The organism is Reinekea sp. (genome assembly GCF_046710285.1).
Taxonomy (GTDB): domain Bacteria; phylum Pseudomonadota; class Gammaproteobacteria; order Pseudomonadales; family Natronospirillaceae; genus Reinekea.
Genome location: NZ_JBKEGY010000001.1, coordinates 279410 through 304809 on the forward strand (window position 1 = coordinate 279410; position 25400 = coordinate 304809).

The 25400-nt window shown below is 44.9% G+C and carries 24 protein-coding genes and 1 pseudogene; 18 read left to right on the forward strand and 7 right to left on the reverse strand.

The genetic code is table 11. The annotated features are described in order from the left end of the window. Positions 1 to 82 precede the first annotated feature (82 nt). The 6 genes from ACI882_RS01290 to ACI882_RS01315 all read right to left on the reverse strand — a co-directional run bounded on the left by ACI882_RS01290 (position 83) and on the right by ACI882_RS01315 (position 6794). Entirely contained in the window at positions 83 to 1738 is a 1656-nt protein-coding gene (locus ACI882_RS01290; RefSeq protein ID WP_411745716.1) for a diguanylate cyclase domain-containing protein, read from the reverse strand. Between the two features lie 184 nt (positions 1739 to 1922). Next, positions 1923 to 3191 (reverse strand): MHYT domain-containing protein, encoded by a 1269-nt coding sequence (locus ACI882_RS01295; RefSeq protein ID WP_411745717.1) that lies wholly within the window; start codon positions 3189 to 3191, stop codon positions 1923 to 1925. A 203-nt stretch (positions 3192 to 3394) separates the two neighbouring features. Then, complete coding sequence (mnmC, locus tag ACI882_RS01300) at positions 3395 to 5353, reverse strand: bifunctional tRNA (5-methylaminomethyl-2-thiouridine)(34)-methyltransferase MnmD/FAD-dependent 5-carboxymethylaminomethyl-2-thiouridine(34) oxidoreductase MnmC (RefSeq protein ID WP_411745718.1); 1959 nt, start codon at positions 5351 to 5353, stop codon at positions 3395 to 3397. Between the two features lie 3 nt (positions 5354 to 5356). Beyond that, positions 5357 to 5707: a hypothetical protein gene (locus tag ACI882_RS01305; protein WP_411746719.1), complete on the reverse strand. Its 351-nt coding sequence runs from the start codon at positions 5705 to 5707 to the stop codon at positions 5357 to 5359. A gap of 51 nt (positions 5708 to 5758) precedes the next feature. Continuing rightward, a complete protein-coding gene (locus ACI882_RS01310) occupies positions 5759 to 6436 on the reverse strand; it encodes a TIGR04211 family SH3 domain-containing protein (protein WP_411745439.1) in 678 nt (225 codons plus the stop codon). A gap of 55 nt (positions 6437 to 6491) precedes the next feature. Continuing rightward, positions 6492 to 6794 (reverse strand): YciI family protein, encoded by a 303-nt coding sequence (locus ACI882_RS01315; RefSeq protein ID WP_411745438.1) that lies wholly within the window; start codon positions 6792 to 6794, stop codon positions 6492 to 6494. Positions 6795 to 6912: 118 nt separating this feature from the next. Here ACI882_RS01315 and ACI882_RS01320 point away from each other — a divergent pair, with 118 nt between their 5' ends. The 17 genes and pseudogenes from ACI882_RS01320 (at position 6913) to ACI882_RS01400 (ending at position 21967) form a co-directional block, all read left to right on the forward strand. After that, positions 6913 to 7773, forward strand: coding sequence for a PHP domain-containing protein (locus ACI882_RS01320; RefSeq protein ID WP_411745437.1), 861 nt, complete (start codon positions 6913 to 6915; stop codon positions 7771 to 7773). A gap of 73 nt (positions 7774 to 7846) precedes the next feature. Next, positions 7847 to 8470: an L-threonylcarbamoyladenylate synthase gene (locus ACI882_RS01325; RefSeq protein ID WP_411745436.1), complete on the forward strand. Its 624-nt coding sequence runs from the start codon at positions 7847 to 7849 to the stop codon at positions 8468 to 8470. 3 nt (positions 8471 to 8473) lie between these two features. After that, entirely contained in the window at positions 8474 to 9433 is a 960-nt protein-coding gene (locus tag ACI882_RS01330) for a segregation and condensation protein A (protein ID WP_411745435.1), read from the forward strand. A 2-nt stretch (positions 9434 to 9435) separates the two neighbouring features. After that, complete coding sequence (gene scpB, locus ACI882_RS01335) at positions 9436 to 10689, forward strand: SMC-Scp complex subunit ScpB (protein WP_411745434.1); 1254 nt, start codon at positions 9436 to 9438, stop codon at positions 10687 to 10689. Then, entirely contained in the window at positions 10682 to 11527 is an 846-nt protein-coding gene (gene rluB / locus ACI882_RS01340) for a 23S rRNA pseudouridine(2605) synthase RluB (RefSeq protein WP_411745433.1), read from the forward strand. The genes scpB and rluB overlap by 8 nt, the downstream gene beginning before the upstream one ends. Further along, positions 11524 to 12702: an NAD(P)/FAD-dependent oxidoreductase gene (locus ACI882_RS01345; protein ID WP_411745432.1), complete on the forward strand. Its 1179-nt coding sequence runs from the start codon at positions 11524 to 11526 to the stop codon at positions 12700 to 12702. Before rluB ends, ACI882_RS01345 begins: the two co-directional genes overlap by 4 nt. Before the next feature lie 425 nt (positions 12703 to 13127). Then, positions 13128 to 13346, forward strand: a complete 219-nt coding sequence (locus ACI882_RS01350) for a hypothetical protein (protein WP_411745431.1) — start codon at positions 13128 to 13130, stop codon at positions 13344 to 13346. Between the two features lie 59 nt (positions 13347 to 13405). Then, entirely contained in the window at positions 13406 to 13777 is a 372-nt protein-coding gene (locus tag ACI882_RS01355; RefSeq protein WP_411746720.1) for a colicin E5-related ribonuclease, read from the forward strand. A gap of 11 nt (positions 13778 to 13788) precedes the next feature. After that, on the forward strand, positions 13789 to 14094 hold the full coding sequence (locus ACI882_RS01360; RefSeq protein WP_411746721.1) for a hypothetical protein: 306 nt from the start codon (positions 13789 to 13791) through the stop codon (positions 14092 to 14094). Positions 14095 to 14531: 437 nt separating this feature from the next. Further along, positions 14532 to 16280, forward strand: a complete 1749-nt coding sequence (locus ACI882_RS01365; protein WP_411748432.1) for an RHS repeat domain-containing protein — start codon at positions 14532 to 14534, stop codon at positions 16278 to 16280. Further along, positions 16273 to 16797, forward strand: coding sequence for a hypothetical protein (locus tag ACI882_RS01370; RefSeq protein ID WP_411748433.1), 525 nt, complete (start codon positions 16273 to 16275; stop codon positions 16795 to 16797). Before ACI882_RS01365 ends, ACI882_RS01370 begins: the two co-directional genes overlap by 8 nt. Before the next feature lie 130 nt (positions 16798 to 16927). Next, on the forward strand, positions 16928 to 17809 hold the full coding sequence (locus tag ACI882_RS01375; RefSeq protein ID WP_411748434.1) for an RHS repeat-associated core domain-containing protein: 882 nt from the start codon (positions 16928 to 16930) through the stop codon (positions 17807 to 17809). Further along, positions 17806 to 18225 (forward strand): hypothetical protein, encoded by a 420-nt coding sequence (locus tag ACI882_RS01380; RefSeq protein WP_411746958.1) that lies wholly within the window; start codon positions 17806 to 17808, stop codon positions 18223 to 18225. Before ACI882_RS01375 ends, ACI882_RS01380 begins: the two co-directional genes overlap by 4 nt. A 186-nt stretch (positions 18226 to 18411) precedes the next feature. Beyond that, entirely contained in the window at positions 18412 to 18546 is a 135-nt protein-coding gene (locus ACI882_RS01385) for an RHS repeat domain-containing protein (protein ID WP_411744112.1), read from the forward strand. Between the two features lie 92 nt (positions 18547 to 18638). Beyond that, positions 18639 to 18797, forward strand: coding sequence for a hypothetical protein (locus ACI882_RS01390; protein WP_411744111.1), 159 nt, complete (start codon positions 18639 to 18641; stop codon positions 18795 to 18797). Positions 18798 to 19149: 352 nt separating this feature from the next. Next, positions 19150 to 20245, forward strand: a pseudogene (locus tag ACI882_RS01395) (IS3 family transposase). Between the two features lie 111 nt (positions 20246 to 20356). Then, on the forward strand, positions 20357 to 21967 hold the full coding sequence (locus ACI882_RS01400; RefSeq protein ID WP_411744110.1) for a phospholipase D family protein: 1611 nt from the start codon (positions 20357 to 20359) through the stop codon (positions 21965 to 21967). 54 nt (positions 21968 to 22021) lie between these two features. Here the strand turns inward: ACI882_RS01400 and ACI882_RS01405 are convergent, their stop codons facing one another. Further along, positions 22022 to 23911: a M20/M25/M40 family metallo-hydrolase gene (locus tag ACI882_RS01405; RefSeq protein ID WP_411744109.1), complete on the reverse strand. Its 1890-nt coding sequence runs from the start codon at positions 23909 to 23911 to the stop codon at positions 22022 to 22024. Between the two features lie 391 nt (positions 23912 to 24302). Here ACI882_RS01405 and ACI882_RS01410 point away from each other — a divergent pair, with 391 nt between their 5' ends. Beyond that, positions 24303 to 25397, forward strand: coding sequence for a NapC/NirT family cytochrome c (locus ACI882_RS01410; protein ID WP_411744108.1), 1095 nt, complete (start codon positions 24303 to 24305; stop codon positions 25395 to 25397). Positions 25398 to 25400: the final 3 nt, after the last annotated feature.

Below are 25400 nucleotides of genomic sequence, written 5' to 3' on the forward strand. Positions count from 1 at the left end.
AACACTCCTGTTTGAGCTACATTTTAACTCTCTTGAGTGTCTAGTAAAGTCTGGAAGTCCACAAATAACTTATGAGCAATAGCTAGACATTTGAATCTGCAAACACCACCAACCTGCCGTGACGTTTTGCTTGATACATCGCTTGGTCACTGGCTGCCATAAGAGCTGCTTGAGTATTGCCGTTTGAGGGGTATAGCGCGCCTCCAATGCTGACCCCAATTTTGATTTCATGTCCTTCAATTATCATGGGCTCGTTTATTGAAAGGGCAATACGCTCTGCTGCAGCGCGATATTCATTTTCATTCGACATGCCGAATAATAGAACCGTAAATTCGTCGCCGCCTATTCTTGATACCGTATCCATTGATCGCACCAATGTTGCAATCTTTTCTGCAACGGTTTGAAGAACTGTATCGCCCACTGCATGCCCGTAACGGTCATTGATCGGCTTAAAGCCATCAAGGTCTATAAATAAACAGGCGAAAGTCTGACCTTGGCGTTCAGCGGTCTTCAGCGCTACATCGAAACGGTCATTTAAAAGCAGTCTGTTAGGTACTCCGGTGAGTGAGTCATGACCTGCGTTGTAACGTAATTTATCTTCTTTTCTACTCTTTTCACTAATATCACTCAAGATGAGCGAGTAATGGGTTTTAGCTGAGACTTGCTGTTGTACTTTTGTCATGGCAGCCCAAGTCACCTGAACTTGTCCTAGTGCATCGCGCAGCCATATCTCGCCTCGCCAATTGCCATTGGATTCAAGTGCTGGCCAGATGGTACGGGCAAATAACCCTTCCGAACGGCTGCTGAGTGTAATCTCATCGACTTGCCGACCTAGCCAAGCATCTTTATCTGCGTGAAGGTATCTTACGAAACCCTCGTTTATATCTTGTATATAGCCGTCGGTATCGATTATTGCAATAGCTTCTTCGCTGTAACGAAAGACGGTTGACCAAAGTTCTAATTGTTCTGTTCGTTCGATTAAGTTGGTGACATCTTCAAATGACACAACGACCGCAGCCTTATCAGAGCTTGAGCTAACTGGACGTGAATTAATGGAGACCCAGCGGTGTTCTTTCCATTTAGGGTTCGTAACATTGATGAGCACTTGGCTTGCCGGCTTATTTGTTGACAATGCTAAATCCCTAATAGACATTGCAGCTCCGTTTGGGTACCTGGTTTGCCACTGGGAGTCGCGTGCAGTTCTGTTTATTAATTCTTCTGCACTTAACCCCATTATTTTTAAAACTTGCGGGTTATACGTCTCTATTTGACCTTCAGAATCATAAACGATGACACCTTCTTCAAGGCTATCGAAGATTGCCCGTGAAAGTGCTTCATTTTCAATAAGGGCATGTTCAAGCTCTCGTTGTGGCGTGACATCTCTCGAAGTAGTGAGTAATTCGTAAATATCGCCTTTATCGTTTTTCATTGGCTGAGTGAGGGTTTCAAGCCAGGTAAAGGTGCCGTCAGCTTTTCGCATCCGGTAACGAACTAATATATTTCCTGCGCCTGTAACGGCAGGTATATGCGTATCATTGTGGATAGATTCAATATCATCGGGATGGAACAACGCGTATGGGCTTGTGCCTAAAAGCTCCTCTGGGGAGTAGCCGAGAATGAGTTTTACCGAAGGACTTATCCAAAGGTAATTGCCATCTGGCGCATGCAAGGCGACCATGTCAGTCATGTTTTCAGCAATGCGCTGGTAAAGGGTTTCGCTCGAATACTTAGATGACATTAATGACGGCCCAATAGTTAGTTAACTATAATTTTGCGATGCGTATTTGAAGTATAGAAGAAAATCGGAAAACAACTAGTATTAGCAGGTTGAAATATAGCTAGGAGGATTGATGAATCGAGGAAGAAGCAAAAATGATTGCAATTCTAGGATGAGCGGTGCGACTCACCCTAGATTTTAGGTGTTAAACTAAACTAGGTTTGGCGCCGCTGGTTCGCTTAGGTTGCTGGCGCAATTTTATAACCTGTGCTTGGCGAACTAGTAATCGAGCTAAGGTGCCCGATTGTGGAAAATGACTGTAGCCAAGGCCAAAACGCACGGGTAAATTCGCCAATTTACCACCGGAAGATCTAATCAGCTGGTCAGACAGCATTTTGGCCGATTCTTCCAGGGTTGCTAGTCCAGTATCTGGCATCACTGCCACAAAACCGTTGGTATTGTATCGCGCCAAATAAGTACCTTCGGGAATACATTGTTTAATATTACGAGCAAATTCTGTTGCATACTTTTGGGCAATCGCATCGCCATGAGTTTGCAATAGATTGCGGTAATCGCTGAGCTCTATATAAAAAAGGTCAAAGGGTTTAGCTGATTGGCCATTGCTGCCTTTTAAAAGTAGTTCTAGGTGTTTATCTAACGAGGCCCTATTAGGAAGGCCACTGCCTGCATCTAGAAACGCGAATTTCATGACGGCTTCTTCTTCGGCTGCTTTTTTACGTTTAGCACGCTCAATGGCTCGGTAATCTTCAAAGCCAATATAAACTAATAAAATTAAGAAAGCAGAGGCTGCGATAGCTGTCGGGATGCCCATCCAATTACCTCGCAGAGTGTTGTCTGCTGAGCACATAGCATCGACTAAAAAGGTGACAGCTGACATACCCGTGTAATGCATACCGCATACAGCAACGCCCATGACAAGCGCTGCGGACAGGCGCGCGCGTAAACTATAGCGGACCGGGACGTGCTCTATGTTTCGGCAGATGACCAGAGCCGCAAACGAAGCAACAACAGCAATGACACCCGATAAAATAACTAAGGGTATATTATAAATAATGCCAGGAGACATTTGCATCGCAATCATGCCGCTGTAGTGCATGGTGAATACGCCCATGCCCATAATAAAAGCACTTACCGCTAGCTGTAAAATAGTTACTTTTTCAAGGGTAATGACCCACAGCCCTAATGCTGAAGCAATAAGCACAGCAACTAGAGAAAAGGCAGTCCAAGTGAAATTGAACGTCATATCAAAGTTGGTGTGGTAGGCACTCATACCTACAAAATGCATAGACCAAATACCTGCACCCAAGCAAAAAGCACCTGCAGCATAAGTAAATGACTTAACACCGGCGTTGGTTTTACGGGCGCGGATGCTGAAGTAAATTGCCGCAAAAGAGGCAATGACTGCGACTAAGTAAGAGGCCAATACGAGCGTAAGGTCGTAAGTATCGGTCATGAAGTTTCCTTTAGTTTTTCAATTGATTTGGACTGTAGAAAACTCCGCAGCCCAGTTAATAAGGGGCGCGGAAAGTACAGGTTTTCAGGGTTTATGTCTATGCGTATCTACCTATTAAGTTTATAGCTATACACAATGATGCTTGGCTGACATATTTCTGACGTAGGTCTAATTTAAGGAGGGGTAATATTAGGCAGGCTAAGTTAGTTGGCAGTTTTCTGGCGTTTGGCTCGCATCATGTCGCGTATCACGAAGCGATTTGGGTTGAGGTGATCAACAATGGACTGGGACATTGGGTATGGCTCACCGCATATCATCGCGGCCAGTAATTTTGCACTTAAATGGCTAGAGCATAAACCTTTCGAACCATGACCTACATTTACCCAGAAGCCTGGTAAGTGCCTTGCGGGTATTTCTTTATGTGCTCGATTACGTTGCAAAGGCACCGTAAATTGATCGACAAGCGCCCGTTGCTCACTAAGTGCACCAACCAATGGCAGGTAATCGGGGGTTGTACAACGCACGCCTGCACGGTCGTCAACGACTTTTGGGTTGGTCTCAAGCAAGACTGGAACGCGTGACTTTAATCCAGCAATGTTGTCCTGGTTTTCAGCTTCATTTGTACGGGTATCGGATGATTTTAGGCGGAATGTGCTGCCAATGGTGAGCATGTTGTCTAGCGCAGGCATGACATAGCGGTCAGTACAAATGACTGCTTTCAATGTGTTTGCTTTCTCAACACAGGCTAATTGAGTCACCTGACCTGCGATAGCATTCAAGGGTAAATGTGCCGTTTGCTGGAGTTTTAGGCTATCAAAGGCAGAGCATAGTACAACTTGGTCAAAGCTTTTAATTTGGCCAAGTTGGTTAGTTAATTGCCAGACATGACCTTGCAGTGACACCGATACAATCTCTTCATTATATAGGCAGTTGATACCTTCTAATAAATAAGCCACCCATTCTTTTGGGCTGACCCAGCCACCGTTAGGAAACCATAAGCCCGGTTCACTGAGCGCGGTACCAACGAGCTCGGTCAGTTGTTCAGCGGTTTTAACTTGCGCTAGGTCCATGGGGATATAGCTGGACCGTTCAATATCTTTCAGTCGTTTTAATTCGCGGGCATCATGGACTAATTGCACCAAACCACAGGCATCGTGCGGTACACGGGATGGCAGTTGTTCAAGTGCTTTTTGGGCGGTTTCGAGCGCCTGAATATAAAACTGTGTGTTGTGATTGGCACTGGCGGATAGTTTTGCGTAAACCGCGCCTTGCCGGTTGCCAGAGCCACCACTGGCCGGGTATGGTGCTTTTTCGAAAACAGTCACCGTATAGCCGCGTCTTTTTAGTTCTATAGCGGTTGTCGCTCCGGCAATACCTGCTCCAATAATAGCAACGTGCTTAGCGTGGTTTGCCTTAGGTGCCGGTAGTTCAGATTTTGGCCAACCCATAATAGGCTTTGGGCCGCACAAACCAACAAAGGAGCCTTTGACCATTTCACGCTTTAAGCCATAGCCAGTTTGCTTTTGGATTGCAAAACCCGCACCGATCAAGCCTTCGCGGGCAACGCGTGCGCTGGTGAAAGTCGCAACTGTGGTATTAAGGTGACTTAAGCGGGTCATTTGCTCGAAAAGTGCCGGCTGCCACATATCCGGGTTTTTACTTGGTGCAAAACCGTCTAAAAACCAAGCATCGACTTTGGCAGTGACTTCACCAAAAGCCTTGGCGGCATCATCGAGTATCAACACTAAATTAACACGATTAAATTCAAGCAGGTGGAAGCCTTCAACTAAGGGCGGGTAGTGTGCTTGCAACTGGGCGCTTAATTGATCGTTATGTGGCCCATTTGCGTGTGCTCGTTCTAAGTCTGCGGCTGATAGCGGATGTTTTTCACAGCTAATAAAAGTCAGGCGCGCTGTGTTGGGAGCATGTTCTAAAAAACACTGCCACGCGATAGTGAAATTAAGACCTGTACCAAAGCCGGTTTCCGCGATGGTGAAGTGACCGTAATCTGGCAGAGACTTAAAGCGCTCAACCAAGTTGTTTGGCGCAATGAAAACATACTGTGATTCTTCAACACCTTGGCCATTTGAAAAGTAAAAATCATCAAATGTCGCAGACTTTGGTGTGCCGTCTTCAATAAAATATATGTCGGTGTTTTTCATTGCTTAATGTTGACTAGGTAAGGCAAGCGCCTGATTTAACCATTGTTCAAAGTGTGTTTTAGGTAATACCACCACACTAACTGAAAACATGCTTAACTCATCTAAAGAGTATTGAGTCGCAATGAACAGCTCCCATTGCACCAGCACATCATCGGCTAGCTCAATAGCACCTTGAGGAGACAGGGGAATATTGTCATCGGGCTGAAGATCATACTCTTCGGTAAAACGGCTGCACCATTCAACAATTTGAAAATGACTAAAGCGCGACATTGAGCCAAGTAAACCTTGGCTCAATAAATCGACTAAGTTTGACAAAGTGTAAGGTTTTAGGATGGGTTCGGACGACCAGGCCATCGAGATTAATCCAATAAATTCAATGGCCTAAGTGTACATGATTTGTGGCGATTAAGACCAGCCATCTCGACGACGACGAGCACTTAAGCGCGGTAAAATAGTACCTAATGCAATACCGAGAATGACTAAAGCGGCACCCGTGTAGAGCATGGTGTTGTCATTAAATTCTTTATTCGCTTGGTTTTCTGCTTGTGCTACGTCAAGCTCGTTTTTCAATTTAGCGGTTTCTTCAGCAAGCGATTGATACTGCTCGTCTAAGTTAATAGCACCTTCGCTGATGGCTTTAATGCGGTTAAGCTCTTTGGTAAGTTCGGCATTGCTGGTGCGTAATGAGCCTAGCTCGCCGTTTACGTCGCCTTTGTCGGCGGCTAATTCTTTATATTTTTGATCTAGTGCATCGAATTGCTGCTGTAACTGAGCTTTTTCAGTGGCCAATGCCTGAGCTTGCAAGCGACCGGTAGGCTCATCGGTTAGGTAGCGGCTAGGAATCCAGCCTTCTAAGCCCGCCTCAGTACGCACTCGATAAAAACCGGCATCTTCTTGTTTTTCTAGTATTTCCATACGGGTGCCAGATTGTACGGTTTTGAGAATTCGATAAGTGTCTGCTGGCCCAGTGCGTACGTTGACCCAGAGGCTGTCGCTTAGCCAGGCAGTTTCGGCAAATGCAGTGATGGAAGAGCTTAAAAGGGTTGCCAGTAAAAGCGTCTTAGCAGCGTGTCGGAAAAGCATCGATGTTAGTCCTATCTATAAAAAAATGAATTCAATAATAACCAAGTTTACAGTTTTAAGCTGGAAGTACTTTCTTGTAGGGTTTTACCACGACCTTAGCGTAGACGCCAGCCGTGACGTAAGGGTCTTCATCGGCCCATTGCTTGGCTGCTTCTAAAGAGTCAAAGTCAGCAATAACCAATGAGCCGGTAAACCCCGCCTTGCCGGGATCTTCGCTATCGATTGCAGGGTGAGGGCCAGCGACCAGCAAACGCCCTTGATCTTGGAGTGCTTGTAAGCGTGTTAAGTGGGCTGCGCGAACAGAAAGGCGATTTTGTAAGCTGTTTGGTTGATCTTCTGCGATAATGGCGTACCACATATAAGTATTGTCCTGTGCGAAACCTTATGAAGCGCTCTAAGGTACAAGGCCAAGGCGGTTGTTTGCAACTGCGGATAGTAAAATTTGTTAACTAAATTTCAAAGTAAAAGGTTGTTTAATGCATGTAAATGTAAAGCAAGACTGGGATTTACACTGTCATAGTCAGTTTTCGGATGGAAAACTCGATTGTCCAGCCTTGTTCGAATTGGCACAAGAGCGTGAAATTAGCCATTTAGTGTTAACCGATCATGATACCGCTGCGGGTTATCGCGCCTCAATTGAAAATAACTGGGTACCAGACAATCTAACATTGCATCCTGGGGCTGAGCTTTCGAGTGTCTGGAAGGGCCGCGCTATTCATGTAGTCGCACTCGGGATTGATGTTTACAGCGAAGGCTGGCTAGAAGTGGAGCGGCAATATGTGATTCGGCGTGAAAAGCGCTTTGAGCGACTATTGTTTGTTCTACGGCGTGCGGGCTTTGAGCTAGATGAAGAAAATATCCGTGACATTGCCGCTCCAGGGCCGCCAGCACGGCCGCACATTGCTGCACATCTGGTTGAAACTAAGCAAGTTAAATCATCTGCCCATGCTTTTAAAAAGTGGTTAGGGCGAGGTTGCATTGGTGATGTGAAAAGCCAGTGGCCAGAACTTGAAGAGACCGTACAGACCATTATCAGCCTTGGCGGTATGGCGGTTATAGCGCACCCACATCGCTACAATTTAACGTGGACGAAATGCAAAGAAATGCTCGATGACTTCAACGCCGCTGGTGGTCAGGGTATTGAAGCCTCGTGCGTGGGTATGGACCCGAATATGCGCAAATTCTTAGTAGAACAGGCCACCGCTAGAGACATGTATATTAGTGGCGGCAGTGATTTTCACAGTCCAAATACAAGCTGGTTAAAGTTAGGCTATTTCCCACAGTGGCCTCGGCAAGTGAAGTTGGCCAAAGACTGGATGTTAGCGCGGTCACAATAGCGTGGTTGATTGCTGGTATCCTTGATTAGATCAAGGTAAAATAGGTTTTTTTTCGCCCTTGGCGGGAGCCAATATGAGTCAATTTTTTGTAATACACCCAGAGAACCCTCAGGCTCGTTTAATTAGCCATGCGGTAGAAATTCTCAAAAAAGGCGGGGTTATTGCCTACCCAACCGATTCAGCCTACGCACTTGGCTGTTTAATGGGCAATAAAAATGGATTGGATAAAATCCGCCGTATTCGTCAGATCGACGATAAACATAACATGACTCTCGTTTGCAGAGATCTAGCCGACTTGGCCTTGTTTGCTAAAGTAGATAACTCAGCATTTCGGTTAATTAAAAATAACACCCCAGGCCCAATTACCTTTATTTTGCAGGCCACACGAGAAGTGCCGCGCCGTTTGCTACACCCTAAGCGCCGTACCATTGGTTTACGAGTATTAGGTAATGCCATCGCGTCTGCGCTGTTAGCGGAACTGGGTGAGCCAATGATGAGCACCACACTAATTTTGCCTAACGAAGATCAACCAATGGCCGACCCTTATGATATCCGAGATCTTCTAGAGCATGAGTTAGACCTCGTCATAGATGGTGGCTTTTGTGGCTTTGATGAATCAACGATTGTCAGCCTTTTAGAAGGTGTGCCCGAAGTTCTGCGTGAAGGTGCCGGTGATGCGACACCGTTTCAAGGGTAATGTATGACTATTGAATCGTCTGATTCTCAACGGCCCGATTCTAGTCAACACCCAGCGGCTGATGAAAATTTCATCGGGCCGCAACCTCTGTTTGACGAAACAACAGCCCCTGTTCCAGAAAAAGCTCCAACGCCCAAGCAGCTTGCCTTAAAAGCCTTGCGAGAACGCGCCACGGCTGAACAGAGCGAAATGCCGTTTGCGGTCGTAGGCGGCGAGGCGATGACACAAATCCCGATCGATTTGTATATACCGCCCGATGCATTAGAAGTATTCCTCGATGCCTTTGAAGGCCCGCTCGATCTACTGCTGTATTTAATACGCAAGCAAAACTTAGACATACTCAATATCAACGTATTCGAAATTACCAAACAGTACATGGAATACATTGGTTTAATGCACGCACTGCAGTTTGAGCTAGCCTCTGAGTATATGGTGATGGCCGCCATGTTAGCCGAAATTAAAAGCCGCATGTTGCTGCCGCGCAGTGGTGAGCTAGAAGAAGACTCTGAAGAAGACCCACGAGCTGAACTTATTCGTCGCTTGCAAGAATACGAGCAGTTTAAAGAAGCGGCCGAAAGTATCGATACCATGCCGCGAGTAGGTCGAGAAATATTTGTCGCCGATGAACTGCGCCCCGATTACGAACGACCCAAGCTGCACCCCGAAGTCGACATGCGCGAAATTATGTTGGCCATGAAAGAAGTTATGGGCCGTGCCGAAATGTTCGAAGGCCATGAAATTCAGAAAGAATCTTTATCGACCCGTGCCCGTATGGCCGAAGTGCTCGATCAATTACAAGGCAAAGCGTTTGTGCCGTTCATTACTCTGTTTCGTCCAGAAGAAGGGCGAGTGGGTGTGGTCGTGACTTTTCTTGCCATTATGGAACTTTCAAAAGAGCAGCTCATCGATTTAATTCAGAATGAGCTGTTTGCCCCCATTCACGTTAAAGCCAGATCGGAATAGTTATGTCTGATTTACCTGAAGAACAAAATAACCAAGAGCCTATCCAGCCCGAAGAAACGGTTGATATAAACGCAGAGGAATCGGCCGATGTAACCGCCGACCCTGCTGCCCATGAACTCGAAGATATTGAAGCCGTTATTCGAGAACCAGAGCCTGAAGCAGACGAAGAAAAAGGTGATCCCTACGGCGGTCACAGTCATGAAGCCTTGAAAGTGATTTTAGAGGCCGCGCTGTTTGCCTCCGGTGCCATCTTGTCTGTGAATCATCTACGTGATTTATTTGAACAGTTCGAGCGACCTCATGGCAAAACAGTACGTGCAGTTATGGCGGAGCTAATCGCGAGTTATGAGGGTAAAGGCGTTCAGCTGGTCGAAGTCGCCAGTGGTTACCGCTTTCAAACCGACCCTGAAACCGCACAATGGGTAAGCCGCCTGTGGGAAGAAAAACCGCAACGCTATTCGCGTGCCTTAATGGAAACCATTGCTCTAATCGCCTACCGCCAGCCTATGACCCGTGGCGAAATTGAAGATGTTCGTGGCGTAGCGGTCAGTTCAAATATTATTCGCACGTTACTTGAGCGTGAATGGGTTCGAGTCGTTGGGCATCGCGATGTACCTGGCCGACCTGCTATGTACGCGACCACTCGCCAGTTTTTAGATTACTTCAGCTTAAAGTCGTTAGACCAACTTCCAAGCTTGAGTGAGATTCGCGATCTTGAAGACTTGAACCCTCAAATGGAGATGACGGAATCCGGCTCAGAAGACACCAGCGAAACCGATACACAATCTGAAATTACGTTCGGTGCGTTGATAGAAAAAATTCGTGACGGACAAGCCTCTGGCAAAACCGGCAGTGAGTTTATTGATGAACACCTCGATGGTGAACTGGCTGAAATGGATGATGTAAATTCACGTTTTGAAAGCGCAATGGAACAAGCACGTGCCGAACATGAACATCCAGATTTAGAACTCGATGATAGTGATGACGAATCTAACGCCAATGAATCGGGTACTGAGCCAGACGGCAATAGGGTAGAGGCTTCATTGGCCGATACAGATGCGTTTAAAGTCGATCAAGAGCCTGAAACAGAATTAGAACCAGAACAAACCGAAACAGAACAACCCAACGACGCCGAGCCAGAAGTGCTCAGCGAAGAAGACCAATGGGCGATGATTCAAGCGAAACTAGCCCAACAACAAGCGCTGCTCGACGCTCGTGAGAACGACGAACCGCGTGAGGATAAAGAAGATGAGTGAAGAAAGAATTCAAAAAGTATTAGCCAAAGCCGGAGTCGGTTCACGTCGCGAAATGGAAAAAGCGATAGAAGGTGGCCGAGTGCTAGTAAACGGCGTAGCGTGTAAATTAGGCGACAAGTGCGTGCCAGATGATGTGCTAACGCTAGACGGTAAAAAGGTGAAAGTAGAAAACACCGAAGTGCGCCGAGTATTGGTTTATAACAAGCCAGAAGGTGAAATTTCTACCCGTAAAGACCCGGAAGGCCGGCAAACTATTTTTGACCGCCTACCTAATATTCCAGGTGAGCGCTGGGTGGCCGTTGGCCGATTAGATATTAATACCTCAGGCTTGTTGTTGTTCACCAACGATGGCGAACTAGCCAACCGTTTAATGCACCCATCACACCAAATTGAACGGGAGTATGCCGTGCGAGTTCATGGTGACGTGACTCAAGAACACATTGATGCCATGTGCAACGGCGTAGAGCTAGAAGACGGTCCGGCAAAATTTACCGACGTACAATATTTTGATGGCAGCGGCAGTAATAATTGGTTTCACGTAGTAGTATTGGAAGGCCGTAACCGCGAAGTTCGTCGCCTATGGGAAAGCCAAGGTTTGCAAGTTGCCCGCTTAAAACGTGTTCGTTATGGCTCAGTATTTTTAGAGTCAACGGTTCGAGCCGGTACCTTTGAAGAACTACCGAAGAAAGACATTGATCGCTTAGCGGCCTCTGTCGATTTACCCAAAATGGCGTGGAAGCCTGTTGCCGCAAATAAGTTTGATCCGTTAAAACGTAAAATGGATAAACAGCGCACACGTCGTTCAGTAGAAAACAAAGGGCGTCGACTTAAAAAATGACCCAGTATGATGTCATCGTAATAGGGGCCGGCGCTGCCGGCCTTTTTTGTGCCATAGAAGCAGCCAAGCGTGGACGTTCAGTTGTCGTAGTAGATCACGCCAATAAAGCCGGCAAAAAAATACTGATGTCGGGTGGAGGTCGTTGTAACTTCACTAATTTAGACATTACCCCTGAAAACTACTTATCAGCTAATCCACATTTTTGTCGCAGCGCCTTAAACCGATACACCCAATGGGACTTCATTGGTTTAGTAGCAGGGGCGGGCATTGCCTACCACGAAAAAGAACTAGGTCAATTATTTTGTGATAACAGTGCCAAAGATATTCAACAGCTGTTGCTATCCGAATTAGCAGCAGCAGGTGGAGAGCTAAAACTTGAAACCAGCGTAACCAAACTAGTTGCACTCGAACAAGGCTTTAGCATGAACATGGCATCAAAGCCTGTTCAATGTAGTTCATTGGTTGTCGCATGCGGCGGACTATCAATCCCGACCATGGGCGCTAGCGATTTTGGCTTTCGCATTGCACAACAGTTTGATCATGAAGTATTAGAGTATCGTGCATCCCTAGTGCCCTTTACTTGGAATAACAAAGACAAAGAGCACTGGTCAGCACTTTCAGGTGTCGCTGTGCCAGCGACTGTCACCAGTCAAACCAAATCTTTTTCACTTGATTTGCTTATAACCCATCGTGGCATCAGCGGCCCGGCCATGTTGCAAATTAGCAACTACTGGCAACCGGGCGAATCACTCACAATAGACTGGCTACCCAGTATTGATGTTGCCGAGCAAGTGCAACAAGACCGCCACGAACAGGGTAAAAAACAACTGAAAACCTGGTTGGCCCAATACCTACCCGCAAGACTTGCCGAGTTTTTTGTTGAGCAACTTAAATTGCAAAAAACCTTAGCCGAACTCACCAAAGCCGATGTAGAACGGCTAGCGACTCATTTAAATCAATGGCAATTCAACCCTGGTGGCACCGAAGGCTACCGAACCGCAGAAGTCACCCTTGGTGGCGTGAACACTAATGAAGTTTCCTCTAAAACCATGGAGAGCCAAAAACAACCCGGGCTTTATTTTATCGGCGAAGTTTTGGATGTTACCGGTTGGCTAGGGGGTTATAACTTTCAATGGGCTTGGTCGAGTGGTTGGGCGGCTGGTCAGGTTTGTTGAGTGAGTTGGTGCTAATGTATGAGCGTAGAATAGGTGCTTATGGTTATATCCACGAATAATAGCTTTCAAACAATGAATGAAAGGGATAGAAATTTGTGCCTTTCTAGTTATAACACACTACATCTCCTTAATTGGTCAGCCAGTACCTAATCTTTATCAAAAAGAACGGCACCTTAAAATATTACTAATTTACTTAAGCTATCTAGCTCATTTTTTGTGATGCAAATCTAAAATAATAAAATCAATGTGATTTTTAATTTATTGTAAATTAAGCGAATAGTTAGTCATACCAAGGTGCTCTGTTTCTATTTTAAAAAAATCCAAAATGTAGCCCTTGTGCCACCCCTTTCTTATGCTTACTATTTTGAGTAGCTGTCTAACGATGTCCGAAAAACCATGCTCACTACTATTTCCGGTGGAATATAATGCCTTTCTTTAAACGATTTATCCTCTCTTTAAGCTTAGCTTTTATATGCTTGCAGAGTGTGTTGTCTTACGCTCAAGAACCATTTGACCAAACAATTGTAGGCACCAATAACCAAGGTGAAGCCTTTGAACAACTGGTGGGCAGTGCAGGTAGAGATGTTGATTTGCACCCAAAAGTGGCTCACTTGGTGTTACTGACAAAATTCGAGACAAATTAGGTACCAACAATGTCGTAAATAAATGTTCGGCTACTTACCAGAATACACAAACGGGGGTAATGGTAGCAGAGCTTGCAACAGGTGTAGGCGGAGCTGCGAAATTTGCTGGGAAGTATGCAGTTAAGAAGGCTGCAAAGAGGGTAACTACTAATATCCCAACTCAAGGCAGGAAGTTTAATCAGTTATCTAAAAGAGGATGGTCCCAGAGTTCAGTTGATGATTTAGTGAATAGCCCTTATACGACACGGTCTTCAATTAATAAGGCAAATGGCAACGAAGCGACTGCATATTTCAGAAACGATGGGCACTATGTAGTTAGAGATAATGTTACTGGTGATATAGTCCAGATGAGTGATACAAAAGTTTCAGTGGGTACAGGTCCAGGGCATTGGGCTCCAGATGAAACGATTAAAAACCCATATATACCGTGAGAGAAATGGATATGATGCTACAGAAAATACAAGAAAGATTCCTGGAAAGAGCTGTGTTATTTGGAAGTCAGTTTTTGTTACATCCAAAAGATGCGCTTGAGTATTTGACTGCTTGCAAATCATATGCCTTTCGGCTCGAAGGTGTAGAAGGTTTTCTCGTTACTGAAAACGGTGCATATCAGCCTAGCCAAGAAGATAGTAATGATTTTAATGATGTCAATTGTAGCCATGGTGAATTTGTGAATATGACAAGGACATTTATAGAAGAAAGATCAAAGAAAAATGTCTTATTCGAGGTGGTTTTTTCTGAACATTGAATAAAGATTTTATGTTCCAGGCAGTGCATTCAAAATTGCAAAAACTTGGGTAATTGATGGGATTTCATCGTGTGTTGGCATTGATGTAGCAGCAAGCTGAGGATTATGAAATTGTTCTAAAGGACCTCGGCATGAGGGGCTTTGATGCGGATTCTGATTTGATTTAGTGTTGCAATGGGAGCATTTAAGGGCATAAACCCAAAGAATGTTCTCGAGGGAGAGAGCAAAAATAATTTAAAATACCTTATTAAGCGTTTAGATGAATTTAAGCAAATAGACTCAACAATATCAGCGGATAGAGTTCGAGAAATTGGTGCGAATTTACCTCAAACCAGGTAAATGGCAAGGCATCAGAATCGCATCCGCTCAGTGGCGGTACAAGCTACAACTATGACCGAGATCGACGCCTAACCAATATCACTTTACCGTCAATGCAGGTGATTGATTATAATTACCTAGATGGCAAACTGAACCAAGTGACAACACCCGAGGGCATTCAAACCTTCAGTTACCTGTGCAATGAAAAACTTGCAACCGTGACGGAAGGTACAGAGTCATTAACCTATGGCTACGATGGTGATTTGCTCACCAGCCTAACCTACAATGGCGTGTTGGATACCACCATCAACTACCGACATAACAACAAGTTCCAAGTAGATCAAGTGACCTACGCTGGCCAAACCAACGCAATAAGTTACGATGACGACGGGCTCGCCACTCAAATCGGTCAGTTCACGATCACCAACCACGCAGAACATGGGCTACCAACAAAAGTTGAAGACACCGCACTCAGCCAAACCTTAGCTTACAACGGCTACGGTGAACGCACGACAAGCCAAACTCAGTTTGGCAGCGCAGCCCTGTTTGACTACAGCTTAACTTACGACATCAGTGGCACCATCACAGGCAAAACAGAGTCCTTACCAGACGGCAGCACCCAAACGTTTGTATACGGCTATGATTCTCGCAAACGCTTAACCAGCGTCACCAAAAACGGAACCGTCGTAGAGCAATACAGCTATGACGCCAATGGCAATCGCTCACTATACAGCAGCACAGAACGTGGCCTAAGCAACATAGCTTCAACCTATAACATCGGCGACCAACTGAGCAGCCGTGGTAACACTCAATACGCATACGATGCAAACGGTCGTTTAAGTAAAAAGACGGAAGGTACCGATGTCACGCACTATCAATACAGCAGCACGGGCCGCTTGCTAGCAGTTGAGTTACCAAATGGTGATACCATCACCTATCAACATAACGCCCTAGGCAATCGAGTCGTAAAACTCGTTAACGACGTTGTAGAAGAAAAGTACCTGTGGCAAAACAAAACCACCTTGCTGGCCACTTACGATGCAAACGACAATCTATTGCAACGCTACGAATACAGTTTAGGCCAAACACCAACGGCCTTTACTCAAGGCACAAACCGTTTTTACATCATTACCGACCAAATAGGCACACCGAGAGTCATCACCGATGCAACCGGAACGGTGGTGAAACAAATAGAGTATGACGCCTACGGCAATGTGATAAACGACACCAACCCAGCCATGGATATTCCATTTGGGTTTGCAGGCGGCTTAAAAGACAATCATACTGGCTTAATCCGTTTTGGTTACCGAGACTTCGACCCTGAAATAGGACGTTGGACGGCGAGAGATCCGATTGGGTTTGCGGGGGGTGATACGAATTTGTATGGGTATGTGGGTGGGAGTCCGATTCAGTTTGTTGATTCAACAGGTATGGCTCGATATCATTACAATAAAAACAACGGATACCTCTATTATTACGAAGATGGAGTACCCTTAGACCCTCTCTGGGCCATGTCTGTATACTCTGGATGGCATAATCCGGCAAATAAGTGGGCAATTCCGAATGGAAGGTATGAGGTCTTACCTATAGAAAATACGAGTAATTCGGCAATGTGTGATGAATATGATAATTGTTGGTTTGTTCCATTTAAGCCACTTTCAGATATGCCTATGCGTGATGGTCTGCCGAGATGCACATCTGTAGGAGATGGTGGGAGTGGGCGGTGTGGTTTTCACCCAGAGGATAAACCTCATAAGCCTGGAACAAATGGTTGTATAAGTTTTCCTAATTATGACTATTCAATTTGGTTGAAGAATTTTTTCGCATCACACCCTGGAGTTTTGATCGTGAGTGGAAGTTATGAATAAAATAAAACACTTTATGTGTGTACTAATTATTGTTAGTCAGCCTGTTTGGGCTCAAGATTTTCAAGCAAGTTTAAAAGCTATCACTACTTTAGATGACTATCAGGCTTTTGCCTATCATGAAAGCACGCTTGATAGCTTGAGCGAAGAGATTATCGAGTATACATGCCAGAAAGAAAGTTTAGTTATTCCTTGGTGTATTAATGAAATTTGGTATGAGTCAAATAACCAGCTATCGCCAATGGTTTTACTATATGAATATTTAGATTTAAGTAATATCAAAAAATGGAGCGCTCAGGAGCAAAGACGTGATGGTGAAATGCTTTTAAGGCTATCGGGCGCCTATGATTATGATTTCTATATCTCACTTTTCGATGCTGAAGGGCTCTACGGTTCGATTGTTGATCAGAGAATATCAGGTTATAGCCCTGTTGAGTTCTTTAAAAAAAATCAAAGATTTTTTGAGTTATACTTGGAGTTTTTGATTTCAAAAAGTAATCAAAGGGGGCTGAGTAACTAAACAAAGAGGGAACCGATTAGGAAGCCGTTCTCAATGAGTTAATCTAATCTCGTAATGGTTTTTCCTTACAATCGTAAAACTTGTTAACGGCGTCGTAGAAGAAAAGTATCTGTGGCAGAACAAAACCACCTTGCTGGCCACCTACGATGCAAACGACAACCTATTGCAACGCTACGAATACAGCTTAGGCCAAACACCGACGGCCTTTACCCAAGGTACTAACCGCTTTTATATCATCACCGATCAAATAGGTACACCGAGAGTCATCACCGATGCAACCGGAACCGTGGTGAAACAAATAGAGTATGACGCCTACGGCAATGTGATAAATGACACAAACCCAGCAATAGACATTCCATTTGGATTTGCAGGCGGCTTAAAAGACAATCATACTGGCTTAATCCGTTTTGGATACCGAGACTTCGACCCTGAAACAGGGCGTTGGACCGCGAGAGACCCGATTGGGTTTGCGGGTGGTGATACGAATTTGTATGGGTATGTGGGTGGGAATCCGGTGATGTTTATTGACCCTAATGGGTTAGAAGCTCAATGGTCAAATATGGATGCACTAGTTCACTTTTTAAATGAGGGCGGAGATGTAACGCTTAGTGAGATTGGGCATTTCGATACCATAAGGAATTCTAATGTCACAACGGGGGTTGTGGAACGGCTTGGTGATCAGATAAGAGAGGCTGCACAAACTACCGCAGAAGGTAAAGCTCCAGGAGAGTATTCATTTAGTTACCGGTTTAGCAATAGCTATGACTACACAGGAGATAAGTTTTTCATTGGCGGGAGTACCTTGTCTGGTAGTTACTCTGGAACGGTAACAGTACTTGAAGGAGGAGTTTTTACATATTCTGGTCGTAATGTTTTCTATTACAGTGACATCTTTGAAGATCCTTGGGATCTTTTTGATTGGGTTGATGGTGTCAACAATATTGGAGGAAAGCCATATAATATTACAGGTAGATGGATTGAAGCCTTTGAAGGAGCGGGATTTTGCAGATGAGTAAGTTCAACAAAAAATATTTTAAGGTAGTTTTAATGTTGATTTCAAGTTCACTAATAGTGATAGTAATTTTCTATCTTAACCATACTTGGAATTTTAAAGGCGAGATTAACAAGGGCGTATGTATTAAGCAGGCTTTTGGTAGAGATAAGTTTGATTTAGTGAGCTGTTCAAGCAATTTACTATTTGTTCCTGACGTAGAAGGATGGATTGTAAAGGAAAGGATCATATATGGTTCTTACGAAAAAAATAGCTACTTTAGTTATGACTTTTCCAATAATAATGTTGTGTTATACGAAAATATATCGGGAATCAACAAAGCACTAGATGATTACAGCTACTCGAAATATGATTTTAATGAAGAGGAAAATGTCTTTCATTTAAGATATGGTGCAGGAAAAAATAGAAAATATTAAGAAGAAATCAAATAGAAGCGGTCGTTGTCGTCGATTTTCAGTATATACACCGATATCAATTTAAAAGCCTGATCTTCGGATCTGGCTTTTTTATATTTTTAGCAGTGCAGAAAATCGAGTCTCACAATCTATCACGATCCAACGACTCAGCACATCAACCATCTTGAGTCGGTTGGGCTACTGCCAGTGACCTACCAATACAAATACGACACTTTAGGCCGTATTAGCAAGGTAACTTACCCAGACGGCTACACCAGCGAAACGGCCTACGATGAAAACGGCAACGTAAAAACCCTCATTGTGCCCACGCTGTCATCGTAGGATTTTTTCAGTCAGCCACTTTTATATCGTACGCTTTCAGCAGCTATGACCGAGATCGACGCCTGACCAAAATCACTTTACCGTCAATGCAGGTGATTGATTATAATTACCTAGATGGCAAACTGAACCAAGTGACAACACCCGAAGGCATTCAAACCTTCAGTTACCTGTGCAATGAAAAACTTGCAACCGTGACAGAAGGTACAGAGTCTTTAGCCTATGGCTACGAAGTGATTTGCTCACCAGCCTAACCTACAATGGCGTGTTGGATGCCACTATCAACTACCAACTACCAACACAACAACAAGTTCCAAGTAGATCAAGTGACGTACGCAGGCCAAATCAACGCAATAAGTTACGATGACGACGGGCTTGCCACTTAAATCGGTCAGTTCACAATCACCAACCACGCAGAACATGGGCTGCCAACAATAGTTGAAGACATTGCACTCAGCCAAACCTTAGTTTACAACGGCTACGGTGAACGCAGGACAGGCCAAACTCAGCTTGGCAGCGCAGCCTGTTTGACTGCTGTAACTATCCCTTAAAATAATACAGCTCAACTGTAGAATTTCTTTTAAACTAAGGTAAAGGAATTTAACAATGAGTAAACGCATGACAGAAAGCCAAATTGTGGCCATTTTGAAAGAGGCTGAAGCAGGTATGCCGGTTAAAGATATCTGCAGAAAGTATGGTATTGGGAACTCGACTTTTTATAAATGGCGCGAAAAATACGGCGGAATGGAAGCATCTGATGTACGCCGCTTAAAAGAGCTCGAAGAAGAAAACCGTCGACTCAAGCAGATGTATGCCGACTTAAGCCTCAAAGCTCAGATGCAAGAGGATATTATAAAAAAGCTATAGCACCTGTGGCAGAACGAAAAGTTTGGGCGCATGAGCTGCAGGTGCAATATAAAGCCAGTATTGTCACCTCTTGTCCAGTATTGTCACCTCTTGTGAGGTAGTGGGCATAAGTCGCACCGCGTATTATTACAATGCCAAGAGTAGCAATGATGATGAAATCATTGACGCCTTAACTAAGCTGATCGAAAGGCATCACCGCTGGGGCTTCCCTAAGTGTTTTAAGCGCCTTAGAAAGCTAGGGCACCACTGGAACCATAAGCGAGTTTATCGTGTTTATACCGAGCTTAAGCTTAACCTGCGACGCAAAACCAAACGACGATTGCCCAACCGCGATCCAGAGCCATTAGCCGCACCGGATACTTTAGGAAAGTCTTGGTCAATGGACTTTATGAGCGACAGCCTTCACAACAAGGTTAGATTTCGTACATTCAATGTCATTGATGATTTTAATCGAGAGGTACTAGGTATCGATATAGCCACCAGTATGCCGTCGCTGAGAGTCATTCGTTATCTTGATCAGCTTGCTGACTGGCATGGTTACCCGGAAAAGATACGGGTGGATAATGGCAGTGAATTTACATCAGACGTGTTTGTGAATTGGGCGAAGGCACATGGTATTAGGATAGATTATATCAAGCCTGGCTGCCCCTACCAAAACGCATATATCGAGCGGTTTAATCGAACGTACCGAGGAGATGTATTGGACTGCTATATCTTCAACAACTTACATGAAGTGAAGCAACTCACTAAAGATCGGATCGAAATTTATAACAATGAATGCCCCCATGATGCACTCAATGATATGACGCCAATTGAGTATAAAAACGTGGCTTAAATATTCTATGAGCAGCTGTGTTATAAATGGGGTATTTACACTGCAGCTTGCCTTATTTTTATCTCTAAAACGTGTATGCTAAAACCACCCATGTCAGTGACTATTTGAATCATGTTTAAAAAACTAGGCAAAATCTCCTCTATTTATACCAACAAGTACGGTAATTTGGGCCTTAAGGGTTTCATCGCCATCGCATCTACTGTGGGCTTATTATTGTTTATCTCACTAAGCTGCACATCATTGCCAAGTCTTGAAGGGCGGGTCGAATCATCTGCTTTAAGTATTGCAGAGGCAGAGCAAACGCGCTTAGGAAGCGCAATTGCACCTCTGTCTAGCCAGCATCAGCAACTTAGCGGAATTCGATTATTGGAGTCCCCTGAAGATGCTTTTGCCGCACGCGTCCTATTGGCTCAAAACGCACAGAAAACACTCGACCTTCAGTATTACATCTGGCATGAGGGTATCACCAGCGCGATGTTGTTTGAGGCCATCACCGATGCAGCCAATCGTGGCGTCCGAGTACGGATGTTATTAGATGACAACGGTATTGCCGGGCTCGATGAAGCCTTATCTGCTTTAGATAGGCTTGAAAATGTTCAAGTTCGTTTGTTTAACCCCTTTGTACAGCGTCGATTTAAAAAACTGGGCTTTATCACTGACTTTTCGCGCGTAAATCGACGTATGCATAATAAATCGTTTACGGTCGATAACACGGTGACCGTTATTGGCGGGCGCAACATTGGTGATGAGTATTTTGGCGCAACCAGTGGCATTCTTAAGCAAGATTTAGATCTGGTCGCGGTCGGCAGCGTGGTAAATGAAGTTTCTGTCGATTTTGACAAGTATTGGGCGAGTGCCTCAGCTTACCCCATTGAAGGCATTGTGGGTTCAACAAAGACCAGTACCTATACCACTGCCGAATACATGCCCGCGCAACTCAATAACCCTGAGCGAGACGTTTATATTCGTGCGTTGAAGAGTTCTTCGCTGGTAACGGCAATCATTGCCCAAGAACCGTTGTTCGAGTGGAAGCCCACTAGAATGGTCAGTGATGATCCATCAAAAGGTATTGGCAAGGTCGACAAAGAAGGTCTGTTAATGGTGAAGTTAGGCGAGGTGATGGGCGCACCTGAGTCAACAGTCCTGTTAGTGACTCCTTACTTCGTGCCAACTCAACAGGGTGTCGATATCTTCACAGCCTTAGCAAAAACAGGTGTATCCATTGATGTATTAACCAACTCTATGCAAGCGACGGATGTTTTGTCTGTGCACGCTGGTTATGCAAAGCACCGGAAGGAGTTACTGGAAGGGGGTGTTCAGTTATTTGAATTAAGACCTAGCACAGTCGATGAAGAGAGCAACATAATGAAGCTAGGTCCTTTTGGTAGTTCAGCCTCAAGCTTGCATGCAAAAACCTTTGCGGTTGATTCTCAGCGGTTATTTGTCGGCTCATTTAATTTTGACCCTCGTTCCATGAATCTGAATACCGAGCTTGGCTTCGTTCTTGAAAGTTCAACATTGGCTGAGAAAGTTGAAGATGAGTTCTCACAGCGCGTACGACCAACGGCCTATCAGTTGATCTTAGACGAAGACAACAAAATTCTATGGGTTGAAAGCAATGGAGATAAACAAACGATACATTCCACAGAGCCGGGTATGACACTATTTTCTCGTGCTGCCTTAGCTGTGTTTAGTGCTTTACCAATTGAGTGGTTGTTGTAAAGCGCGAAAGAAACAATAGGCCGCAAAGGCAGCCTATTTTTAGCGTAAGAATGTTTAAGGTAGAGCCAAATACTCTACACTTAGGTTGTAACTCGTTGTACTAGAGCTATAACCGCGCACCATCACATAAGCACTGCTGTCATTTGCGGCGGCGGTTAGGTTGCAACTTTCTACGCTGCCAGTGCGATACGGGCGGCAGTCATAATTGCTTGTACTGGCTTGAGCACCAAAACGTACATACAAGTCTGCATCGTTATCTCCGCTGAGTTGTGCCAAAAATTGACTTCCTCCTTCGATAGCAAACGGCCCATAGCTTATCTCTTGATTGCGATTCACGCTGTCATTGAAGTTTTCAGTGACGGGGGTGTTCGTTGGAGGGGGTGTTGCGTTACTTGGGGTATAAGTAGCATCGATGCTGACAATAGACGCTGCTTGGCTATAACCTCGGGCCATGATATACACTTCACTATCATTACTGCCAACGGTCACTGTGCATTGCTCTGCAGAACCACTTTTATAAGGGCGACAATCGTAGTTGCTGGTGGTGGGTGCTGAGCCTACCCGTACATATAAATCGGCGTCGTTAGAGCCAGTCATTGTTACGCTAACGCTAGAGTTCGCCGCTGCACTAATAGGACCAAAGGGGGCTTCTTGGTTACGTGCAACGCTTGCTGTAAAGGTTTCAGTGACATCCGTTCCTGGCTCAGGGTCTGGTGGGGTGTCGCTCATATTGCCTTTTGCTAGCTCACCTACAAATGCTGCGGCCAACTTGCCAAATTTTAATGCGTGGAAAGCATTGCCACCACTTTTATCGAGCGTATCTGCAGAGGAGTGAATATAAGGGTTTGCTGCGTTAAATGTCGCTTCAAATGGGAACGAAGCAGGGTAACCTTGATTGGTCCATGAGGCGTGATCTGAACAAGCATAGCCACAAGTGGTACGGCTAACTGATAGCTCGGGTTGATAAGTCGTGACTAAAAGCTCAACAAAGTTGTTTTGGGCGGCGTTGGTGTAATCGTCGACGATGTATATATCTTGGCTTGAACCTTGATAATTTGTCATATCGAGTTGCAACACCCCAACAACGTTTCGCCCACTACTTTTAAACTGCGCAGCAATGGCTTTCGAGCCACGTAAGCCGACTTCCTCAGCTGCATAGCCAATTAACTTAATAGTTCGGTTGGGTTTGAAATCGGTAGAGACGATGGCACGGAGCACTTCCGTTAAGGTTGCAATACCTGAAGCATCGTCATCAGCACCGGGGGCGCGAGTATCGTTGCCCATGCTGCCACTAATGATAGAATCTAAATGCGCGCCCAATACCACCACTTCGCTTGGATTCGTGCGGCCTTCAATGGTGATAATGACCGAAGGCTGTGCCCAGCTGTGGCTAAACAAACTCACTGAAATATCTGCCCGAGTCGAACTAATGGTACTCCACTCATCACGCAACCAATGGGCGCTGTCAACTCCATGTGTTGAGGTGTAGTAGCGATTGGTAAAGGCCTGCAAGTCGGTGACGGTGCCACGAATGCCTGGCTCGGTCATTGCCTGTTGCAAGTTAGTAACAACGACAGCGTTGTCGAGATTATAACTAACGGCAAGGCTTTGAGCTTGGCTCATTAAGCTTTGGTTTTGCATCAAGTCTGATTGGGCTGCCGTCAGTGAATCGTGGGCAATGAAACCGCCACAGCGATTATGCTCATGATGCATAAGTTCAGAAATAATCGATAGATAGCGATCATTTACTTGAATCAACTGAGCCGCTGGATTGTCGTTCATCATCATTTGAGAAGGGAGCGCGGCCTCTTGTTGAATTAATGTAGGGTAGTGATCCTTTAGCGTTTGATAGCCGTCGGTGCCGATACTTATCCAAATGTCCTCGGCCATTGCTGTGGTACTTATCGAAAGGCCAAGTAAAGCAGCCGTTATTGATATTCTCATAGTATTTTCCTTTTTTATTATCAGCGCGGTAGCACTGTTTTTATTAGGATGGGGAACAGCGTCATCGCCACCCTGAAGTTGAGCTTTCGTACGGATAGTACGAGATCCCACGGTGTTCAAACTAGCGGAAATACTGACGCAAAAAAGCATTCTTTTCGAAATAAATTAAAGCCGGTTCGATTTTTTAGATAGATGTCATGTTTTAAGGTCATTTTGAGGGATATTTAACAGGTACAATTGATTTTTTTCGACTGCGCGGCCTCCTTTTCGGTAAAAGGCTAGGGTTCTGTAGCCAATATTGATTAAAGCTCCGAGGCTTGATCTGAATCATACTTTTGTACCCCTATAGTGGTATACGTAGACTACACATATTTCTTTTACTGGGCTGGCTATGCAGTTTAAAAAACGTCATTTAGTTCTTTTATTAGCTATTGGAATGGTCGTTGGTTGGCTTACATTAGGCGGTTCAGCTTATGTAATGACGGCCACCTCATCACAAGAATTCTGTGTTTCATGCCACACCATGCAAATTCCATTCGAAGAGTATCAAGGTTCAATGCACTACAGTAACTCTAAGGGCATAAGAGCGGAGTGTGCTGACTGTCATATTCCTAAGCCGCCATTGGATTACGTCATCTCAAAAATTCGTGCAACGAAAGACGTTTATCATGAATTTGTCACCGGTAAAATTGATACCGAAGAAAAGTATGAAGAACATCGCGCCGCCATGGCAGAGACGGTTTGGGCGAAAATGCGAAAAAATGACTCTATTACGTGTCGCTCTTGCCACACCTTAGACGCAATGGATACCTATGAGCAATCCGCAGAGGCAGTGAAAAACCATGAGTTTGGTGTTGAAACTGGCCAAACCTGTATAGATTGCCATAAAGGTGTGGCGCATTTCCCTCCACTGGTTGAATTAGACAGTGCAGCATTCGACAACCTACGCGCATTGACCACTAAAACTAAGCCAAAGGCAGAGCTTGTCTACCCAATAGAATCGATAGCGATGGGCGACTTAGGTTCAATTAACCCTGCAACCAAATTAACAGTGGCACAAGTTAAAGACGGTGTTCGAACCGTTGAAATAAACGCCTATCAAATGAAAGGAGCTGAGCAAGTACTTTATGCCGGACTCGGTCAGCGGTCTATTGTCGCCACCTTATCAGAAGCTGGAATATCTGCAGTTGATGCGGGTGAATACGTTAGCGACGAATACGGCAACGAATGGCGCACAGCGCACTTGACGGCTGAGATTGATGCGCCCGTTTTAGATAAATTAGACCCTCTGTGGGATTACGCAGAAGAGCTAGATACGGTGTATTGCTCAACCTGTCACGCAAAAATTGCCGCCCATCATTACACCACCAATGCCTGGGGACCCATTGCAAAAGGCATGGGCGACAGAACGGATATTAGCAACGAGAACTTAGAAATTTTAACGAAATATCTCCAAACATACGCAAAAGATATGGTTGGGCATTAAGCG

Bases quoted from the DNA above. Each gene is read 5' to 3' on its own strand.
- ACI882_RS01290 (WP_411745716.1), bottom strand. From the start codon at position 1,738: ATGTCATCTAAGTATTCGAGCGAAACCCTTTACCAGCGCATTGCTGAA.
- ACI882_RS01295 (WP_411745717.1), bottom strand. From the start codon at position 3,191: ATGACCGATACTTACGACCTTACGCTCGTATTGGCCTCTTACTTAGTC.
- mnmC (WP_411745718.1), bottom strand. From the start codon at position 5,353: ATGAAAAACACCGACATATATTTTATTGAAGACGGCACACCAAAGTCT.
- ACI882_RS01305 (WP_411746719.1), bottom strand. From the start codon at position 5,707: ATGGCCTGGTCGTCCGAACCCATCCTAAAACCTTACACTTTGTCAAAC.
- ACI882_RS01310 (WP_411745439.1), bottom strand. From the start codon at position 6,436: ATGCTTTTCCGACACGCTGCTAAGACGCTTTTACTGGCAACCCTTTTA.
- ACI882_RS01315 (WP_411745438.1), bottom strand. From the start codon at position 6,794: ATGTGGTACGCCATTATCGCAGAAGATCAACCAAACAGCTTACAAAAT.
- ACI882_RS01320 (WP_411745437.1), top strand. From the start codon at position 6,913: ATGCATGTAAATGTAAAGCAAGACTGGGATTTACACTGTCATAGTCAG.
- ACI882_RS01325 (WP_411745436.1), top strand. From the start codon at position 7,847: ATGAGTCAATTTTTTGTAATACACCCAGAGAACCCTCAGGCTCGTTTA.
- ACI882_RS01330 (WP_411745435.1), top strand. From the start codon at position 8,474: ATGACTATTGAATCGTCTGATTCTCAACGGCCCGATTCTAGTCAACAC.
- scpB (WP_411745434.1), top strand. From the start codon at position 9,436: ATGTCTGATTTACCTGAAGAACAAAATAACCAAGAGCCTATCCAGCCC.
- rluB (WP_411745433.1), top strand. From the start codon at position 10,682: ATGAGTGAAGAAAGAATTCAAAAAGTATTAGCCAAAGCCGGAGTCGGT.
- ACI882_RS01345 (WP_411745432.1), top strand. From the start codon at position 11,524: ATGACCCAGTATGATGTCATCGTAATAGGGGCCGGCGCTGCCGGCCTT.
- ACI882_RS01350 (WP_411745431.1), top strand. From the start codon at position 13,128: ATGCCTTTCTTTAAACGATTTATCCTCTCTTTAAGCTTAGCTTTTATA.
- ACI882_RS01355 (WP_411746720.1), top strand. From the start codon at position 13,406: ATGGTAGCAGAGCTTGCAACAGGTGTAGGCGGAGCTGCGAAATTTGCT.
- ACI882_RS01360 (WP_411746721.1), top strand. From the start codon at position 13,789: ATGATGCTACAGAAAATACAAGAAAGATTCCTGGAAAGAGCTGTGTTA.
- ACI882_RS01370 (WP_411748433.1), top strand. From the start codon at position 16,273: ATGAATAAAATAAAACACTTTATGTGTGTACTAATTATTGTTAGTCAG.
- ACI882_RS01380 (WP_411746958.1), top strand. From the start codon at position 17,806: ATGAGTAAGTTCAACAAAAAATATTTTAAGGTAGTTTTAATGTTGATT.
- ACI882_RS01400 (WP_411744110.1), top strand. From the start codon at position 20,357: ATGTTTAAAAAACTAGGCAAAATCTCCTCTATTTATACCAACAAGTAC.
- ACI882_RS01405 (WP_411744109.1), bottom strand. From the start codon at position 23,911: ATGAGAATATCAATAACGGCTGCTTTACTTGGCCTTTCGATAAGTACC.
- ACI882_RS01410 (WP_411744108.1), top strand. From the start codon at position 24,303: ATGCAGTTTAAAAAACGTCATTTAGTTCTTTTATTAGCTATTGGAATG.